The organism is Pedobacter glucosidilyticus (assembly GCF_002483235.1).
Taxonomy (GTDB): Bacteria; Bacteroidota; Bacteroidia; order Sphingobacteriales; family Sphingobacteriaceae; genus Pseudopedobacter; species Pseudopedobacter glucosidilyticum_B.
In genome coordinates this window covers 46,363-66,032 of sequence record NZ_DLHN01000018.1, presented here as the reverse complement: position 1 = coordinate 66,032, position 19,670 = coordinate 46,363, and the positions used below count along the sequence as shown (strand labels likewise).

The 19,670-nt window shown below is 34.0% G+C and carries 15 protein-coding genes; 14 read left to right on the top strand and 1 reads right to left on the bottom strand.

Going from position 1 to position 19,670, the window contains the following annotated elements:
* The first annotated feature begins 2 nt into the window (after positions 1–2).
* The 11 genes from B2745_RS05355 to B2745_RS05305 all read left to right on the top strand — a co-directional run bounded on the left by B2745_RS05355 (position 3) and on the right by B2745_RS05305 (position 16,072).
* Entirely contained in the window at positions 3–1,646 is a 1,644-nt protein-coding gene (locus tag B2745_RS05355; protein WP_304064243.1) for a glycoside hydrolase family 43 protein, read from the top strand.
* 11 nt (positions 1,647–1,657) lie between these two features.
* Positions 1,658–3,178: a sulfatase gene (locus B2745_RS05350; protein ID WP_304064242.1), complete on the top strand. Its 1,521-nt coding sequence runs from the start codon at positions 1,658–1,660 to the stop codon at positions 3,176–3,178.
* A gap of 24 nt (positions 3,179–3,202) precedes the next feature.
* Positions 3,203–4,396 (top strand): glycoside hydrolase family 88 protein, encoded by a 1,194-nt coding sequence (locus B2745_RS05345; RefSeq protein ID WP_304064241.1) that lies wholly within the window; start codon positions 3,203–3,205, stop codon positions 4,394–4,396.
* A gap of 9 nt (positions 4,397–4,405) precedes the next feature.
* Positions 4,406–5,044, top strand: a complete 639-nt coding sequence (locus B2745_RS05340) for an SGNH/GDSL hydrolase family protein (RefSeq protein ID WP_304064240.1) — start codon at positions 4,406–4,408, stop codon at positions 5,042–5,044.
* A gap of 15 nt (positions 5,045–5,059) precedes the next feature.
* A complete protein-coding gene (locus tag B2745_RS05335) occupies positions 5,060–6,589 on the top strand; it encodes a hypothetical protein (protein WP_304064239.1) in 1,530 nt (509 codons plus the stop codon).
* 149 nt (positions 6,590–6,738) lie between these two features.
* Positions 6,739–9,804, top strand: a complete 3,066-nt coding sequence (locus B2745_RS05330) for an alkaline phosphatase PhoX (RefSeq protein ID WP_304064238.1) — start codon at positions 6,739–6,741, stop codon at positions 9,802–9,804.
* 17 nt (positions 9,805–9,821) lie between these two features.
* The gene (locus tag B2745_RS05325) at positions 9,822–10,712 is read left to right on the top strand and encodes a leucine-rich repeat domain-containing protein (RefSeq protein ID WP_304064237.1); all 891 of its coding nucleotides are present in this window, start codon (positions 9,822–9,824) and stop codon (positions 10,710–10,712) included.
* A gap of 2 nt (positions 10,713–10,714) precedes the next feature.
* On the top strand, positions 10,715–12,499 hold the full coding sequence (locus B2745_RS05320; protein WP_304064236.1) for a cytochrome-c peroxidase: 1,785 nt from the start codon (positions 10,715–10,717) through the stop codon (positions 12,497–12,499).
* A gap of 166 nt (positions 12,500–12,665) precedes the next feature.
* A complete protein-coding gene (gene gatB, locus B2745_RS05315) occupies positions 12,666–14,138 on the top strand; it encodes an Asp-tRNA(Asn)/Glu-tRNA(Gln) amidotransferase subunit GatB (RefSeq protein WP_304064235.1) in 1,473 nt (490 codons plus the stop codon).
* Positions 14,138–15,256, top strand: coding sequence for a TlpA disulfide reductase family protein (locus B2745_RS05310; protein ID WP_304064234.1), 1,119 nt, complete (start codon positions 14,138–14,140; stop codon positions 15,254–15,256). The genes gatB and B2745_RS05310 overlap by 1 nt, the downstream gene beginning before the upstream one ends.
* Before the next feature lie 129 nt (positions 15,257–15,385).
* Entirely contained in the window at positions 15,386–16,072 is a 687-nt protein-coding gene (locus B2745_RS05305) for a response regulator transcription factor (RefSeq protein ID WP_026903175.1), read from the top strand.
* A gap of 134 nt (positions 16,073–16,206) precedes the next feature.
* Here B2745_RS05305 and sucC read toward each other — a convergent pair whose 3' ends face one another.
* Complete coding sequence (gene sucC, locus B2745_RS05300) at positions 16,207–17,397, bottom strand: ADP-forming succinate--CoA ligase subunit beta (RefSeq protein ID WP_026903174.1); 1,191 nt, start codon at positions 17,395–17,397, stop codon at positions 16,207–16,209.
* A 214-nt stretch (positions 17,398–17,611) separates the two neighbouring features.
* Between sucC and B2745_RS05295 the strand changes: the two genes are divergently transcribed.
* Genes B2745_RS05295 through B2745_RS05285 form a run of 3 tightly spaced genes read left to right on the top strand, consistent with a single transcriptional unit; the run spans position 17,612 to position 19,616 of the window.
* Positions 17,612–18,265, top strand: a complete 654-nt coding sequence (locus B2745_RS05295) for an ABC transporter ATP-binding protein (protein WP_026903173.1) — start codon at positions 17,612–17,614, stop codon at positions 18,263–18,265.
* 2 nt (positions 18,266–18,267) lie between these two features.
* Positions 18,268–19,011, top strand: a complete 744-nt coding sequence (locus tag B2745_RS05290; RefSeq protein WP_304064233.1) for a hypothetical protein — start codon at positions 18,268–18,270, stop codon at positions 19,009–19,011.
* On the top strand, positions 19,008–19,616 hold the full coding sequence (locus tag B2745_RS05285; RefSeq protein ID WP_304064232.1) for an HAD hydrolase-like protein: 609 nt from the start codon (positions 19,008–19,010) through the stop codon (positions 19,614–19,616). Before B2745_RS05290 ends, B2745_RS05285 begins: the two co-directional genes overlap by 4 nt.
* Positions 19,617–19,670 lie beyond the last annotated feature (54 nt).

Genomic DNA, 19,670 nt, shown 5'->3' with positions numbered 1-19,670 from the left:
ACATGAAGCGTTTTATAACATTTTTATATACCATTGTTTTGATGTTGATACTCAACAATAGTTCAGTATATGCTCAAAATAAATCTACTTTTCAAAATCCTATTTTAAGAGGTTTTTACCCAGATCCATCCATTTGTAGGGTGGGAGATGATTATTATATGGTTACCTCTAGTTTTGAGTATTTTCCGGGTATACCCATTTTTCATAGCAAAGACTTAGTAAATTGGCAACAAATAGGTCATGTTTTAGATAGATCATCTCAACTAAATCTTGATAAAATACATCCTTCGGGAGGGATTTTTGCGCCTACCATACGTTACCATAAAGGAACTTTCTATGTAATAACAACTTTAATCACCAATAAAAATAATACAGGTACAAACTTTTATGTAACAGCAAAATCTCCTGCTGGGCCTTGGTCAGAGCCTAATTGGTTAAAAGATGCACCAGGTATAGACCCATCTTTGTTTTTTGATGATGATGGAAGAGTTTATTATACCGGAAACAGAACTCCTGATGATAAACCGACTGGTTCTAAATACCGACAAATCTGGATTCAGGAATTAGATACCATTAAAAAACAATTGGTGGGTAAAGTTACAGTAGCTATAGAAGAAGGTGCATTGCATGGTGCTGTTGTGGCAGAGTCTCCGCACATGTATAAAAAAGATGGCTATTATTATATCATGATTGCCGAAGGCGGTACCGGTATAGACCACGCTGTAACCATTTTTAGAAGTAAAAATCCGCTTGGACCTTATGAAGGGAATAAGAAAAATCCCATCATTACGCATCGTCATTTAGGTAAGCAATATCCTGTAGCTTGTATAGGGCATGCAGATTTTGTAGAAACCCAAAATGGCGAGTGGTGGATGATTCTTTTAGGTGTAAGAACTTATGGTGGTTTTCATTATAATTTGGGCAGAGAAACTTTTCTTACACCTATTACATGGCAAGAAGATTGGCCTGTGGTTAATGCAGGCGTTGGTAAGGTATTACTAGAAGATAGAAAACCTAATTTACCATCCTTCAACGCTAAAAAAGAAAATACCTTTGATGATTTTAATAGCGATAGCTTACAGTATTACTGGAATTTTTTGCGTACACCAAGAAGTAAATTTTGGTCCTTAACAGATAAGAAAGGCTACATATCCTTACAGCTAAGAGCTCAAACTTTGGTTGATGTAGATCATCCTTCTTTTGTAGGAAGAAGACAACAAGACACTTCTTTCTTTACAGAAACAAAAATGCTTTTTGAGCCCAAAACAGCAAACGAAAGTGCAGGTTTGGTAGTCATGATGAATAATAATTTTCATTTCAGGGTAGAGAAGGTTTTAGAAAATCAAAAGCTTTACCTAAAACTAACCAGAAGACATGCAGGTAAAGAAGATATTGTAGCTAAGCAAGCCATTACAAATGGTGAAATTATTTTAGGTGTAAAAGCTATGGGGCAAGATTACTCGTTCTACTTTAAACAAAATAGCAACACGGTTTTACTAGCAGAGAAAATAGATGGCAGAACTTTAAGTAGGGTAAATACAGGTGGTTTTACTGGAACTTATATTGGTTTATATGCCAGTTCAAATGGTTTAATATCAAAAAATAAAGCATTTTTTGATTGGTTAAACTATCAGCAAATAAAATAATCCAACATGATATGAAACCTAAATTTTTAGCTTTTTTAAGCTTAAGCCTTTTGTCTTTAACGGCTGTTGTTGCACAAGATAAAAATAAGCCCAATGTATTATTTATTGCGGTAGATGATTTGAAACCTTATTTGAATTTTTATGGCTATACAGCAGTAAAATCTCCAAATTTAGATAGGCTGGCAGAAAAAAGTACCGTTTTTATGAGTAATTACTGTCAGCAAGCTGTATGTGCCCCAACCAGAGCAAGTTTATTAACTGGCTTGCGTCCAGATAGGACACAGGTTTGGGATTTAAAAACCCTCATCAGAGATAAAACGCCAGATGTTATTACTTTACCACAACTCTTTAAACAAAATGGCTATACTACGGCTGCGTTAGGTAAAATATTCGACCAAAGAAGTGTTGATAAAAAGCATGACGAAGCTTCTTGGTCTGAATCCTATAAAGGAAAGTATAAATATCCAGAACCTTATGGAGCTCCACTTTTAAATCATTATCAAAATCCTGAAATGAAGAAAAAGTATGCAAATGCAGAGGAAAAAGATATGGCTGAGGTAAAAGTTTCAACAGAATCTGCCGATGTACCCGATGATGCTTATGCAGATGGTGCAATGGTTAATGAAGCCATTCAAGATTTAAAGAAATACAGTAGTGCTGGCAAACCTTTCTTTTTAGCTGTAGGTATTCGTAAACCACATTTACCTTTTGTGGCGCCAAAAAAATATTGGGATTTGTATGATAGAGAAAAAATAGAACTTGCAAAATGGCAAAAACCATCTATAGATGGGCCAGCTATTGCTTATCATAATTCAGGCGAGTTTAGAGGTTATAGCGATATCAAAGCTTTAGCTAAAGAAGATGAAGCCTTAAATTTAAGTGCCGATAAACAAAGAGAAATTATACATGGCTATTATGCAAGTATCAGTTATATTGATGCATTAATAGGTAAACTGCTTGATGAATTAAAATCATCTGGATTAGATAAAAATACAATTGTTGTTCTTTGGGGAGACCACGGTTGGCATTTTGGCGATCACAATCTATGGAATAAACACTCTAATTTTGAGCAAGCTACAAGAACCCCTTTAGTAATTGCATTACCCGGACAGCAAGAAAAAGTAATATATAATTATCCTACAGAGTTTGTAGATGTATATCCAACTTTAGCAGAGCTAGCGCAAATTAAAACCCCTCAAGGTCTTGATGGCAAAAGTTTAGTAACTGCTTTAAAAGGAGTACAAGCTCCAATCAAAGATTTCGCAATAAGCCAATATCCACGTAAGGATAATCACATGGGTTATGCCTTAAGAACCAAACAATACCGTTATGTAGAATGGATAAAAGATTTTAGGACAACAACCAATTTCAATACAACTATGGTGAGTGCTATGGAGTTATATGATTATGAGAAAGACCCTCTAGAAACAAGAAACGTTGTTAACGATCCTGCTTACAAAAAAATAAAAGAAGAGCTAAGCCTCAAAATGCATACGTTTTATGCAGAACAAGCCGCGAAAGTTAAAAAATAAGCTAACCACCAATATATCTCAAAAATGAAAAATTTAAAATTATTAGTAAGTGTTATATCCATAGGGTTATTAAGTGAAGTCTCTTACGCTCAAGATGTTAAAAGTGCTTTTGCACATGCCGAGATACAAGCAACAGAAATGATCAAGCAAGTAAAACTGGCAAAAGAGAAAACCCCAAAAAATGGTAAAAACGAACCTTTAGTTTCTCCGCGTACTTTAGAAGATGGCGAGCTTAAATTAGTTCCGTCTAGAGATTGGACAAGTGGTTTTTTCCCCGGAGAATTATGGTATTTATACGAATACACCAAAAATCCTAAATGGTTAAATGCAGCAAAAACTTTTACTGCCGATATAGAAAGAGAAAAATTAAACGCAACCACCCACGATATGGGTTTTAAAGTGTTTTGTAGTTTTGGAAATGCTTACCGCTTAACTAAAGATAATTATTACAAAGATGTTATCATACAATCGGCTAAAACTTTAGCTACCAGATTTAACCCTAAAGTAGGGGCTATCCGCTCTTGGGATCATAACTCTGATAAATGGGATTTTCCTGTTATCATAGATAACATGTTAAATCTTGAGCTTTTATTTGAAGCAACCAAGTTAACAGGCGATTCTTCCTTCCATAAAATTGCAGTTACGCATGCTAATACCACATTAAAAAATCATTTCAGATCAGATTATAGTACTTACCATGTCATCAGTTATAACCCTCAAACAGGTGCTGTAGAAAAGAAAAATACACATCAGGGTTATTCGCATGAATCGGCTTGGGCCAGAGGGCAAGCATGGGCATTATACGGTTACACTTTATGTTACCGATATACAAAAGACAAAGCTTATTTAAAACAAGCAGAAAATATCGCCAAATATATTTTTACACATAAAAACCTGCCAGCAGATTTAATTCCTTATTGGGATTTTGATGCTCCTGAAATTCCAAATGAGCCAAGAGATGTTTCTGCTGCAACAGTTATAGCATCAGGTCTTTACGAGCTTAGTAAATACAGCAACAACAGTAAGTTTTATGTAGATAAAGCCAATACCATTTTGAAGAATTTAAGTACAAAATATATTGCTCCAAAAGGTACTCATAAAGGTTTTGTATTGTTACACAGCACAGGTTCTAAACCACATAATGGCGAGATTGATGTGCCCATTATTTATGCAGAATATTACTATTTAGAGGCGCTATTAAGATTTAAAAATTTATAAGAAACAGATATGAAAAAGTACTTAAGTATAACTGCTTTATTAATTGTTGTGACGTTAGTTGCGGCAAGTTTTCAAACACCTAAAAATGTTTTAATCATTGGTGATTCTATCTCTATAGGATATACGCCATTTATTCAAAAAGCACTAACTGGTGTTAATGTAGAGCATAATCTCGGTAACGGAGGTCCTACTACCAGAGGTGTACAAAATATAGAAAAATGGTTAGGAGATAGAGAGTGGGATGTGATTACCTTTAATTTTGGTTTGCATGACATGGTACACAGAGATTCTTTAAACAAATATGATGTGGTAAAAGGTAAAATCAGTGTTCCTTTAGAAGATTATAGAAAAAACTTACAAATCATCGTAGATAAATTAAAAGAAACCACAGCCAACCTAGTTTTTATCAATACCACCACAGTACCAGAAAATGCAGCAGGTAGAAAAGTAGAATCGCCAGCACAGTATAATAAAGTGGCATTAGAAGTAATGAAAAAGAATAAAATAGAGGTTTTAGATCTTTACAAAACATCTTTAACAGTACACCCGGCAAACTCTAAACCGGGTAATGTGCATTATACAGAGCAAGGCTACGAGCTATTAGCTCAACCTATTATTGATAAAATTAAATCCCTTTTAAAGAAATAAAAAAAGCTCAATAATATGAAAATCATTAAAGCTCAACATCCAATATATAAAATTGGTATAGTATTATTAAGTGTATTGATACTCTCTTTTACTTATTTTAAAGAGTCTAAATTTTACACTGTAAATAAAGATGGAACGCTAACCTTTAAACCTGATGAAAAAGGAAATATCATTCCTGATTTTAGTAGGGTAGGTTACCACATGGGAGATAAAGAAATCCCCAATGTTAAAGTAATTAAAACCATTTCGCCTGCTGGCGATGGAAGTAGCCAAGAAATTATCCAAAAAGCTATAGATGAAGTAGCAGCCATGAAGCCCGATAAAGATGGTTTTAGAGGTGCTATTTTACTTAAAAAAGGAGTTTACAAAATTCCTGGAGCTATCACTATAAAAAACAGTGGAATTGTATTAAGAGGCGAGGGTAACGATGCAAACGGAACAAAATTAATAGCTACAGGAAAAGACAAGCGTGTTTTAGTACAAGTTTCAGGCGATGGTGTACCCAGAGAAGTAAAAGGCACAAGAACTACAGTAACAGAAGATTATGTGCCAGTAGGTAGGTTTTATGTAGAAGTAGAAAAGCCAGAAAATTTTAAAGTTGGCGATGAAATTATCATTTACAGACCCGGTACCGACGCTTGGATTAAAGACTTGCAAATGGATAAAATTATAGAAAGACCAGGTACCATCCAATGGGATGCTAAAGGATTTAATTTGACATTTGAAAGAGCCGTTACAGCTATTAAAGGCAATAAAATATACATCAACCAACCTATAGTTATGCCATTAGAAAAAAAGTATGGTGGTGCAGAAGTCTATAAATTTACTTTCGCCGGTAGAATACAAGAAGTAGGGGTAGAAAATATATTATTTGAATCTGAATATGCTTCGGATACGGATGAAGAGCACTCTTGGAAGGCTATAGAATTTGATAAAATTGATAATGGCTGGGTTAGAAATGTTACATCTAGATACTTTGCTACTTCTTGCGTAAATGTTGATAGATATGCCAGATATGTTACTGTAACAGATGCTAAATGTTTAGATCCAAAATCGGTTATTACCGGAGGTAGAAGATATAGTTTTAATGTTGATGGTGCTTTTAATTTGGTTAAAAACTGCGAAACTACAGAAGGAAGACATGATTATGTAAGTGGTGCCAGAACCATGGGTCCAAATGTATTTTATAATTGTAAAGCATCTAATACGCATGCAGATATTGGCCCACACCACAGATGGTCTGCCGGAGCTTTATATGATAACATTATAACCGATGGTGAAATAAACATTCATGACCGTGGCAACTGGGGTTCTGGGCATGGTTGGGTTGGCACTACTCAAGTTATTTGGAACTGTAAAGTTAAAAGAGCTGCTGTACAAACTCCATGGATTTCTGGTAAAAACTATTGTATAGGTTTAATAGGAGAAAAATATGAAGGTAGGTTAGCAGGAAAGCCTGATGGTGAATGGGAAAGTTTAGGACAACATGTACAACCGCAATCTTTATACATCGCTCAATTAAAAGCAAGAAAGCTTAACAAGTAATTTGATTTTTTTAAATAAGATACTCATCATATAAACTTAACAATAGCTAGATAAAATTAACTTCCTGATGATTTAATGGTTAACCATTGATAATCGTGTGTTTAAATTAGGCTAATATCAACTATGTTTTTTTGCTGAAAACATAGGATATGAGAAAAATTTACAAATACACCTTATTAAAATGTGCAGTTTTATTAGCCCTAAGTATTTCGGTTAATGCGCAAGTTAACAGAACTTTGGTTTTCAGGCCATCCGCAGGTTCTGATGATGCAGAAGAAACAGTAGCAGGCGGCTCTGGTACTGTTGGACAAATGGATTTAGGCAGTTCTGATTTGGAATTGATGACCGATGGTACAAAAAAGCAAACCATAGGTATAAGATTTACAAATATTAATGTCCCACAAGGGGCAATCATACAATCTGCATTTATACAATTTGCTACTAAAGGCGATAAAAATGCCACATCAGGCATCATTACCATTTCTGCTCATGATACCGATAATTCTGCCACTTTTACCTCAACATCTGGGAATATCAGTGGCAGAACTAAAGTTTCTAATACGGTAAACTGGGCAGGTTCTACAAGTAGCACTTGGGGTACCAGTAATGCTGGTTTAGCAGGTACAAACCAACGTACACCCGATCTTAAAACTGTAATTCAACAAGTAATCTCAAGATCTGGCTGGGCAAGTGGAAATGCTTTAACTGTAATATTAACTGGCGAAGGGGTAAGAAATGCTTATTCTTTTGATGGCAGTAGTGGCGATTTAAACCTGATTCCCACGCTTATATTAACTTTTCAGACCAATGATGCCTCTATACCAACCACGAGTTTTCCTATTGCAAAAAATAGCATTTGGAAATTTCTGGATAATGGTAGCGACCAAGGCACAGTATGGACATCTCTAAATTTTAACGATGATACTTGGAATGCAGGAGCTGGAAAGTTAGGTTATTCCGATCATCCGGTTACTACCTTAAGTTTTGGTGCTGATGCAAACAACAAATACATTACTTATTATTTCCGTAAAAAGTTTAACGTTACCAATTTAAATACACTTTCTAGTAATCTGGAGTTAAACTTACTAAGAGATGATGCAGCAATTGTTTATATCAATGGTACAGAAGTTTTAAGAGATAATTTACCAGCTACGGGTGTAAATTATCTTACAAATTCTAGTTCTATTATTGATGGTACTGCAGAATCAACTTATACCTCTTTTATAGTTCCTACAAGTGTATTACAAAACGGAGATAACATCATTGCTGTAGAAGTTCACCAAAGAGATGGTACCAGCTCTGACTTAGGTTTTGATTTAGAACTCAAAGAAGGTCCTTTAAATCAAACGCCAGTGGTTTGTAATCCGGCACCAGCAAACTTCATTTCTGATTTTATTTCTGTTTTACCTTCTAGCCAGCCAGATTCGCTTCGTATCCCAAGCACACACAGCTTTCAAATGCTTTTACAATCTGGTAGTCCTTATAGCGATGCTTCAAACGGAAATGTAAAGTCTGCCTTTGATTTTACAGGCTATGCTCCAATTGCTGGAAGTAGTGAAAACGGATACCTATCTGTAAACCATGAAGGAGGAAGCACCAGTTCAGCAGGAGTTTCTATGTTAGATATCAATTACAATAGCACATCAAAACTTTGGCAAGTAACCAATAGTGCACCTATAGATTTTCTCGGAATCCAGGGAACAGCAAGAAACTGTTCTGGTACGGTAACCCCTTGGGGAACAATTATTACGGCTGAAGAATCATTGCCTTCTGGAGATGCAAATACAGATGGTTATCAGGATATTGGATGGTTAGTAGAAATTGATCCGGTTACACGTAAAATCATGGATTATGACAATAATGGAACACCAGATAAAATATGGAAAGCCGGTAGAATGTCACATGAAAATGCTGTGGTAGCAGCAGATTTAAAAACTTTATATGAAGGAAATGATGAAAATCCTGGTTATGTTTTTAAATACATCGCAAGTACAGCAAGAAATCTTAGCGATGGAGAGTTGTTTGTTTTAAAACTAAATGGGGCTCTTGGAAGCTCAACTTCAGGCACCTGGATACAAGTTCCAAATAGTACACCTACAGAATGTAACAACGTAAAAGACTTTGCTGCATCTGTTGGTGCAACCAATTTTGACTCGGTAGAAGATGTAGAAATAGGTACCATTGATAGCATGATTTATTTTACTTCTAAAGCTAGCAGTAGAGTGTACAGATTTAGTGATGATGGTACAACCGTAAGTAATTTCAGTGTTTTTGTAGGTAACTCAAGCACACAGTATGCTATTACCCATAGTGGTGGTACTGTTAATGAAAGTTGGGGATCAGGAAACGATAATTTAACCTTTGACCAGGAAGGTAATTTATATGTGATTCAGGATGGTAGCAGAAATCATATCTGGATGGTTCGTCCTTGCCATACACAACAAAGTCCGAAAGTAGAGCTATTTGCGGTTACACCTGCGGGTTCTGAACCAACCGGGATGACTTTCTCTCCAGATAATAAGTTTATGTTTCTTTCTATACAGCACCCAAGCGGCTCAAATAGTACAATTATGAAAGACGCTGCCGGAAACAACGTAAGATTTAACAGAGAATCTGCTATTGTTATAGCAAGAAAAGAATTTTTAGGTATACCCGGTACTTTACCTATAACTTTTACATCCTTTGAAGTTTCCAAATCAGGACTAAGGGCTGCGCAGTTAAAATGGCAATTTACAACAGACCAAGAAAACGTAAATTTTGAAGTTGAAAGAATGACAGATGGTAACACTTTCAAAACTTTAAAATCAATCAACAATGAGAAAGCTACAAAAGGCTTAAACGATTATGTTTATGTAGATGAATTTCCTGCTTTGGGAAAAAACTATTACCGTATAAAATCTACAGATAATAACGGTAAAATAGAATATACTCCTGTTAAAGTTATTGATGTAGACTTAAATAATAAAGAACTTCTAGTTGTTTATCCAAATCCAGTTGCTGATGTTCTTCATTTAAAATTAAACAGTACAGAAGAAGAGAAAGTTGTATTAGAAATCATCAACCAAAATGGACAGGTTTTGCTTAAAAGCAACGAATCTGTTAAAAAAGGAGAAAACCAACTTGATGTTAATGTAAGCCAGCTTAGCAGTGGAGTTTATATCATCAATCTTTATGGTTCATCAGAAAGAAAAAGCAAAACATTTATTAAAAATTAATGCCAAACTTTAGTTTAATGCTAACAATTACCCTAATTATTTGGGGTAATTGTTTTTTTGCTTTAGGCCAATGCAAAAATGATAGCTTTTATGATATCGAGGAAGCTGTTAAGCAAGCCCAATGCGCTAAAACTTTATCTTATCGGTACAAAGCTTGTGAAAAGCTTATTCCAGAAATAGGTCAATTAACCCAACTAGAATTGCTTGATCTTAAACAAAATTATTTACGCACCTTACCAACAGAAATTTCTGCACTAAAAAATCTAAAAACATTAATATTAACAGAAAATAATTTTATACGATTTCAGGTAGACTTTAGCAATTTTAAGCAATTAAACACGCTGCATCTAAATAATAACCATTTAATTGCATTACCTAAAGGAGTAGAAGCTTTAAACGCTCTGGTTTTTTTAGATATTTCGTGGAATGATTTTAATGCTCTTTCAGAAAATTTTTGTAGCCTAGAAAAATTAAAAGTAGCAGATCTTAGCCATAATCACCTTTTAACACTACCAGACCATATTGGTGAACTTCAAACAATTGAAGAATTAGCTTTGGATTATAACAGATTAAGCTATTTGCCAGCTTCTTTTACAAAATTGAAAAAGCTAAAAACATTAAAAGTATCCCATAATCAATTAACAGCATTACCTAGGCAATTGAATCACATGAAGGCACTTACTTTGCTTTCATTATCTCATAATCAACTTAACCAATTACCCTCAGCTATTACAAAGCTAAAAAATCTCGAAATGCTTTTGTTAAGCCATAATCAGCTTGAAGCTTTACCCTCAGAAATAAGCAGATTAAAAAAATTAAAAACACTGGTACTTTTAAATAATCCGCTTACAGAAAGCTATGTGCAAAAACTTAGAACGCTAATGCCTCAAACTCAAATAATTTTTTAAACATGTTGAAATATTTTAAAATTTGGTGTTTTTTATCAATTTTATTAGGCTTTATGGTTATGGGCTTTAGACCTGAAAATAAAGCACTTGCGCTATCAGAAACCTATAAAGAAAATCTAACTAAATTTCAAAAAACCGCAAATCTCTTACAGCAGACAGCAAAAAAAGGTAGCAGCCACGAGATTAAAAATTTATTTATCAATCTAAGAACTGATTATAAAACGCTTGAATGTATAGTTGAATATTATTATCCTAAAACTGCAGCAAAATTAAACGGGCCACCTTTACCAGAAAGCGAGCCATCAGAGCCAGAAGTTATTATTTATCCAACAGGTTTGCAAGTTTTAGAAGCTTATGTTTATGATGATTTAACCGATGATAACAGAGAACTAATATTGACAGAAATAAGCAACATAAAAACAGCTATTGAATATTTGATATTAAATGCGGAAAGCTTAAAGTTTAAAGATGAGGAGGTTTTTGAAGCCCTAAAGCTTCAATTATTTAGAATAGCAACAAAAGGTTTAGCCGGTTTTGATAGTCCGTTAGCCAATACAGCAATTTCTGAAATTAGAACCAACCTTGAGGCTATTCATTCATTAATGTTAAATTATCCCTATAACGATGAAGTAACAGTAAAAATAAAAGCAGCCATCGGCTTTATAAACACCACCACATTAGATTTTAATGAGTTTAACAGAGCCGTTTTTTTAACAGTTTATCTTAATCCTTTAGCAGAAACTTTTGAAGCTTACCAAAAGCAAAATCATATAGCTGATGTTACAGAACAGCGCTTAACAGATTATCGTAAGTGGAACCTGTTTGCAAAAAATATTTTTCAGGCTGATTATCTTGCACCAGAGGACAATAAAAATGCAGATACTTTACAAATTGCTTTAGGTAAAATGTTATTTTATGAAACAGCTTTATCTTCCAATGGGAAAAGGAGTTGTGCATCCTGTCATCATCCTGATAAAGCTTTTACAGATGCTTTAGCGCTAAATCAATCTTTAGATGGTGAAACAGTTTTAGCCAGAAACACACCAACATTGCTTCATGCAGGTTTAAATCCTGTACAATTTTATGATAGCAGGGTTGCTTTCCTTGAAGACCAGATACATGATGTAGTTTCTAATCGTACCGAAATGGATGGAAATTTAGAAACCATTTCTTTAAGGCTTAAAGAAAAGAACCATTATTTAAGTGCTTTTAAAAAAGCTTATGGGGCAAAGCCATCTCCTTCTTTTATTAAAAAAGCATTAGCAAGTTATGTAAGGTCTTTGGTTTTTCTTAACAGCAGTTTTGACCATTATATGCAGGGAGAAAAAGAGGCATTAAACACCCAAGAATTAGCTGGTTTTAACCTTTTTATGGGGAAAGGTAAATGTGGCAGCTGTCATTTTCTTCCTTTATTTAGTGGCACTGTACCACCTTTATTTGAAAAAATGGAAAGCGAGGTTTTAGGTGTTCCGGCCAATACAGATACCATAAATGCCAAAATAGATGCAGATTTAGGCAAATACAATCTGTACAAAATTCCACATCAGAAACATGCTTTTAAAACGCCATCATTAAGAAATATTGCGCTTACCGCACCTTACATGCACAATGGAGTTTACCAAACATTAGATGAAGTGGTAGATTTTTATAATAAAGGTGGAGGAGCAGGCTTAGGGATTATTTTAGAAAATCAAACCCTATCACCAGATAAACTTCAACTCTCTGAAACAGAAAAAAAACAGCTCATAGCTTTTCTAAATGCTTTAACAGATAAAGCAGTTTATTAGCATACAAACTTATATAACACCTTCGTATTAAGATGATGTTAAAAATGAGCTTAAATACTGTTAATATTTTACATTATTCATAAAATTTATCTTAAAAATGGCGATATGTATGTTTTAAATTATATTTGGTGAAATGTGCCCATAAATTTTTAGGCTAAATATAAGAATGACGATTATTTCAGAAGCTATTTTAAATAAATACGAGGCAGTAATAGGCCTTGAGGTTCACGTTCAGTTATCTACAAAGTCTAAGGCTTTTTGTTCAGATTCAGCAAGTTTTGGAAACGAACCAAATACCAATATCAGTCCGGTTTCTTTAGGTTTGCCAGGTGCTTTACCTTATACCAATGAGGCCATGATAAAAAGTGCGGTAAAACTTGGCTTGGCCATACAGTCAGAAATTAATCGTTTTAACTATTTTGACAGAAAAAACTACTTCTATGCCGATTTACCAAAAGGCTTTCAAACAACTCAGGATAATCAGCCTATTTGTAAAGGCGGTAAGCTAAAGATTATCCTGTCAGATGGCAGCTCTAAAGATATTTTACTAAACCGTATCCACATGGAAGAAGATGCGGGTAAAAGTATTCATGATTTAGATCCAAAATATTCTTACATAGATTTAAACCGAGCCGGTGTACCGCTACTAGAAGTGGTAAGCGAGCCTATGATTTCTTCTGGTGAAGAAGCCGCCGCTTATTTAACAGAGCTAAGAAAACTAGTCCGTTACCTGGATATTTGCGATGGTAATATGGAAGAAGGCTCTATGCGTTGCGATGCCAATATTTCTGTACGTCTAAAAGGCGAAACAGCTTTAGGTAAACGTTGCGAAGTTAAAAATCTAAATTCTATCAAAAACGTTCAAAAAGCTATAGAATATGAAATCACACGTCAGATTGAACTGATAGAAGAAGGGATTGTTATAGAGCAAAATACCTTAAATTTTGATGCCAATACAGGTATCACAACACCTTTACGCTCTAAAGAAATGGCTAATGATTACCGCTATTTCCCCGAGCCAGATTTACTACCCATATCATTAAGCGAGGCTTATATTCAAGAAATAGAAGCGGCAATGCCAGCTTTACCAGAGCAATTGGTTGTTAAGTTTACCCAGGAGATGAATTTACCTGAGTATGATGCCCGTGTAATTACAGCAGAAAAAGCTATGGCCGATTATTATTTAGCCATAACAGATAGCTGCGAAAATTGTAAAGCCGCCTCTAATTGGGTAATGGGCCCAGTAAAATCATATTTAAATGATAAAGGCTTAAGCTTTTCTGATTTTAATGTTGCCGCTGATAAAATTGCAGCTATCATAAATCTGGTTGAAGCCGGTAAACTAAATAACAATCAAGCAAAAGATGTACTTTTCCCAGCGGTTATTCATCATGCTGATAAAGATGTAGAGGATTTAGCAGAAGAACTAAATTTAATCATCAATGATAATCAAGATGAATTAGAAGGCTTTATTGATGCCACATTAGCTAAATTTCCTGATAAAGTAAAAGAATACCATAACGGTAAAAAAGGCGTTCTAGGATTATTTATGGGCGAAATAATGAAAATTTCAAAAGGTAAAATAGACCCTAAGAAGGCAAATCAATTATTAATCAGTAAAATAGAAAGTTTAAGATAATGGGTAAAGGAATTATAGTTTTTTTGTGTTTGGCCATTGGTTTTATTTCATGTAAAAATAAAACCGAATTTGTGATAAACGGTGCAGTTAAAAATAAAGGAGAGGAACAAAAAATCTATCTATACGCAAGCAATAATATGGGTCAAATGAGCCCTGTAGATTCTACTTTTTTTGATGAAAACCAAGAGTTTAAATTGAAATATAAATCAGAAAATCCAGATTTTTTTCAGTTAGTGATAGGTAATAAATCTTACATGCTAATAGCTTCAAATGGTGATGAAATAGATTTTAAAACCGATTTAAGAGACAATTCTGGTGCATATCAGGTAGAAGGTTCTGAAGAAGCAGAAAAAATTACAGCTTACAATAAAATAACCACCACATTTACCAGTAAAACTGGTAAGATGGCAGAGCAGTACAGCAAGATGATTGCTAGTAACCCCAATAAAAAAGATTCTCTGATAGCAGAATATACAGTAAAATCTCAAGAAATAGCAAAACCTTTCCTTAAAGATTCACATAATTTTATTGAAACTCATAAAAAGTCTTTAACTGCTTTTTTTGCAGCCAATGTAATGATGGGAGTTAACCCAACAGCTTATGAATCACAATTAATAGCTTATAGTAAAGAAGCAAAAGCAAATTTTCCTAACCACCCAGCTGTACAAGCTTTTGCACAACAAATGGATATGGCTAGTAAAACTGCTATAGGACAGCAAGCACCAGAAGTTAGTGCAGAAACTCCAGATGGAAAAATTATCAAACTATCTGATTTTAAAGGCCAATATGTATTGCTGGATTTTTGGGCAAGTTGGTGTGGCCCTTGCAGGCAAGAGAATCCTAATATCGTAAAAGTTTACCAACAGTTTAAAAGTAAAAACTTTACAGTTCTTGGTTTTTCTTTAGATGATGATAAAAATAAATGGCAACAAGCCATTAAAGCTGATAAGCTCAATTGGACACATATCTCCGAAATGAAACAGTGGGATTCTGAAAATGCCCGTTTATATAATGTTAACGCAATACCAGCTTCTTTTCTAATCAATCCCGAAGGAAAAATTATTGCCAAAAATTTAAGAGGAGAAGAACTAGAGGCGTTTTTGCAGAAAACCTTATAATAAATATTTAGTTTTAAGTTTGATTTCTAACAAATTGTTGTTAAAATAGTATGAACTTTAACAATTTGTTAATATTGGCTTAACTAAAAAATTCACTTAAGCTCATAAATTAGCTACAAATAAAAAAGCATGAACGTTAACAAGCAAAAAATTTTAATTGTAGATGATGAACCGGATATTCTGGAGCTTATAGAATATAATTTACGTAAAGAAGGATACCATGTAATTACGGCTAGTAACGGACAAGAAGCAGTAGCAGAGGCTCGTAAACATTTGCCAGATTTAATCATTTTGGACATCATGATGCCTAAGATGGATGGTATAGAAGCTTGCAGAATTATGCGCTCTATGCCCGAGTTTAAGAATACTTTTATGGTTTTTTTAACCGCCAGAAGCGAGGAGTATTCTGAAATTGCAGGCTTTAATGTTGGTGCAGATGATTATATCGCCAAACCTATCAAGCCCAGAGCCCTTATCAGTAGAATCAATGCTATTTTAAGAAGAAATGTGCAAAACGATGAGGTTGTAGAAAATAAGGTAGAAATTGGAGATTTAGTAATCGATAGAGAGTCTTTTTTAGTTTACCAAAATGGAAATAAGGTAGTTCTGGCGAAAAAGGAATTTGAACTTTTATATCTTTTAGCGTCAAAGCCTGGGAAAGTATATACCCGTGAAGTAATATTAAAAAACATTTGGGAAGATTCTGTTGTAGTAACCAATAGAACTATTGATGTACACATCAGAAAGTTAAGAGAAAAATTAGGAGATAATTACGTGAGTACTGTTAAAGGCGTAGGATATAAATTTGAATCTTAAGTTTTTAATTAAAATATTAGTATTATAAAAAACTTCTTACAGTACAAAAATCTATAAAATAGATTCTAACACAAATAAAAAAGCCTCTATTGATAAACAATAGGGGCTTTCTCAAAATAGTGATTTTTAGCTTATTATGCTAATACCTCAGAAACTAAATCAGCAGCTTCTTTTAGTAATATAGCAGAGAAAACTTTTAATCCTGATTCATCAATAAGTTTTTTAGCTTCTTCTGCATTAGTACCTTGTAAACGTACAATAATTGGAACGCGGATATCGCCAATTTCTTTATAAGCATCAATTACACCTTGTGCAACTCTATCACAACGTACAATACCACCAAAAATATTAATTAATATAGCTTTAACGTTAGGGTCTTTCAAAATGATGTTAAAAGCAGCTTTAACTGTAGTAGCATTTGCGGTACCACCAACATCTAAGAAGTTTGCAGGCTCGCCACCAGCAATCTTAATGATATCCATAGTAGCCATAGCTAAACCCGCACCGTTAACCATACAACCTACGTTACCATCTAGTTTAACGTAGTTTAAGTTAGACTCAGAAGCTTCAACTTCAGTTGGATCTTCTTCTGTAGTATCACGCATAGCCGCATAATCTGGATGGCGGAATAAACCATTATCATCCAAGTTCACTTTAGCATCAACAGCTAAAATTTTATCATCAGATGTTTTTAAAACCGGGTTAATTTCAAACATAGAAGAATCTGTAGCTTCATAAGCTTTATACAAAGCAGCAATGAATTTTGTCATCTCTTTAAAAGCATTTCCAGATAAACCTAAGTTGAAAGCAATTTTTCTAGTTTGGAAACCTTGTAAGCCAACTTTAGGGTCTATTTCTTCTTTAAATATTAAATGAGGTGTGTGTTCTGCCACTTCCTCAATGTCCATACCACCTTCTGTAGAATACATAATGATATTACGACCTCTAGAACGATCTAATAATACAGAAACATAAAACTCTTTAGTTTCAGACTCTCCAGGGTAATAAACATCCTGAGCAATCAATACTTTATTAACTTTTTTTCCTTCTGCACCGGTTTGAGGAGTAATCAACTGCATTCCAATAATATCAGAAGCTCTTTGCTTAACCTCGTCTAAATTTTTAGCTAGTTTTACACCTCCGCCTTTACCACGTCCGCCTGCATGAATTTGTGCTTTTACCACAACCCAATCAGAACCAAAATCTTCTTTTAACTTTTTGGCTGCTTCAACAGCTTGTTCAGGTGTATCTGCTACTATACCTTCTTGGATACGTACGCCAAAACTTTTAAGTATTTGTTTGCCTTGATATTCGTGAATGTTCATCTCATAAAAATTTGCCGTGAAAATACAAATACAAAGCTATAAATGAAACCTAAATAGAAAAATAATTGGATAATTATGGTTTTTTTTAACTTATAAATGAGATTTAAGCTCTACACTTTTCTTTTTATTAAGTTATGATGATAATATTTGGCATAAAGCATGTCAGAATTTTTGATCACACTAGGCATCTGCCTAAAAAGTTATAGTTTTGTATATGCTTAAAGCGCAATCCATCAAAAGAAAATTTGGCGAATTATCAATCCTTAAAGGAGTAGATATACAAGTAGCTAAAGGAGAAATTGTAAGTATAGTAGGGGCTTCCGGAGCAGGAAAAAGTACTTTATTACACATCATAGGAACTTTAGATAAAGCCGATGAAGGTTCTGTAGAAATAGACGGTATAGCCATAAACCAATTAAATGCCAAAGCCTTAAGTAGCTTTAGGAATAAAAATATTGGATTTATTTTTCAGTTCCACCATCTTTTACCCGAGTTTACAGCTTTAGAAAATGTTTGTATACCTGCTTTTATTGCTAAAACCAGTAAAGCTGAGGCCGAGAAAAGAGCTTTAGAGCTGCTAGCTATTTTAGGATTGGAAGATAGGGCGAACCACAAACCAGCAGCACTTTCTGGAGGCGAGCAGCAAAGGGTAGCTGTTGCTAGAGCTTTAATTAATAAACCGGCTTTGATTTTAGCTGATGAACCTTCTGGAAATTTAGACTCGGCTAATGCTAAAGAATTGCATCAACTCTTTTTTAGTTTGAGAGACCAATTTAACCACACTTTTATTATTGTAACCCATAACGATGAATTAGCCGAAATGTCTGATAGAAAAATCACGATGAAAGATGGCTATATATTTTCTTAATTTTGAAAAAAACACTCATAACAGCAGCATCTGATGCTATAGCTTACCAGTTGGCTTACCATTTACCACATCATGAAATCTTATTTACTGATACTAAAGACCAAAATATCATTATTCCAGACGGAAATAAATCATCATTTGCGCATGAGCTATTAAGTTTATGTCTTGATTTAGATATAACTCTTGTTTTTCCTTTAAAATTAAGCGAGCAAAAAGCTTTAGCAGAGGCTAAAGTGTTATTTGAAGAATATGGGATAATCTTGGCTTTGCCAGATTTAATACAAGCTCAAAACATGAAGCAATTAGCGTATTTGTTTGCAGAAAAAGTAGTGGCTTACCAAACTGTAGCAGATTATGCTTCATTTTCTAAGGCTGTTTTAGGTTTAGGTTATCCTGAAAAGCAGATTGCAATTGGACATGTTGAAGAAGTAGGAGATTTAATCATCATCAATGATCATACAAAAAACAATATTTTTAGTGGTTTAAAATTCATGCCTTTTACTTTAGCTGCTAAAGTTTTAAACCAAAATCCTTTTACAAAAATTCATGTTTATCCGTTGCATGGAAATATGCAAGTGGTGCGGTTTATAAAATTAGCAGAAAACTTTGTTTGTTTAAATCTTATTTCTGATGAGATTAAAGAGCTTATACAAAGTTTAACAACTAATTTGTCACTTTTTGGTTTTTATGAGTTGTTTTACTGCGAGGATAAAATCATAAGATTAAATTTAGTAACTGTTTTATGATAAATTATAATGAGTTAGATGCCCATAAAAAGGCTTTTATATTTGAGTTAGATGATGTTTTAATTCCAGAAAAGGATTACGATTTACAGGTTTATTATCTCTTTGCCAATTTTGTAGAATACCTGGAAACTTTTCCGCCAGCACAAGACATGGTTGATTTTGCCAAAAAGCGTTACGAAATCCATGGTAAAGATGGAATGTTTAAGGCTATACAAGAAACTTTTGGCATTGCATTAAAGTACGAGGAAAATTTAAATTTACTTTTTACCAATGCCCGTTTACCTTTAAAATTATTGTTATACAAAGAGGCTTTAGAATTGTTACAAGAAATTGTTGTTAACAGGAAAGAACTTTACATTTTAACATCAGGAAACCCTGTTACACAACTAAATAAAATTACCCAAACCGAGTGGAACGGTTTAGAAAAATATCTGAAAGTTTATTTTGTAGATGAGTTTGAGATAAAACCCTCATCTGCAAGTCTTCATTTTTTATTGGAAGAAAACAAGTTAGCAAAAACAGACGTTATCTACTTTGGTAAAAATGCTTTAGACCAGCAGTTTGCTTCACATGCAGGCGTTGCTTATCAAGCTTTAGTACCATGAATTTTTTATGGCTAAAAGCCAATAATAAAAACTCTGTTTATGAGTTTTTTCGTA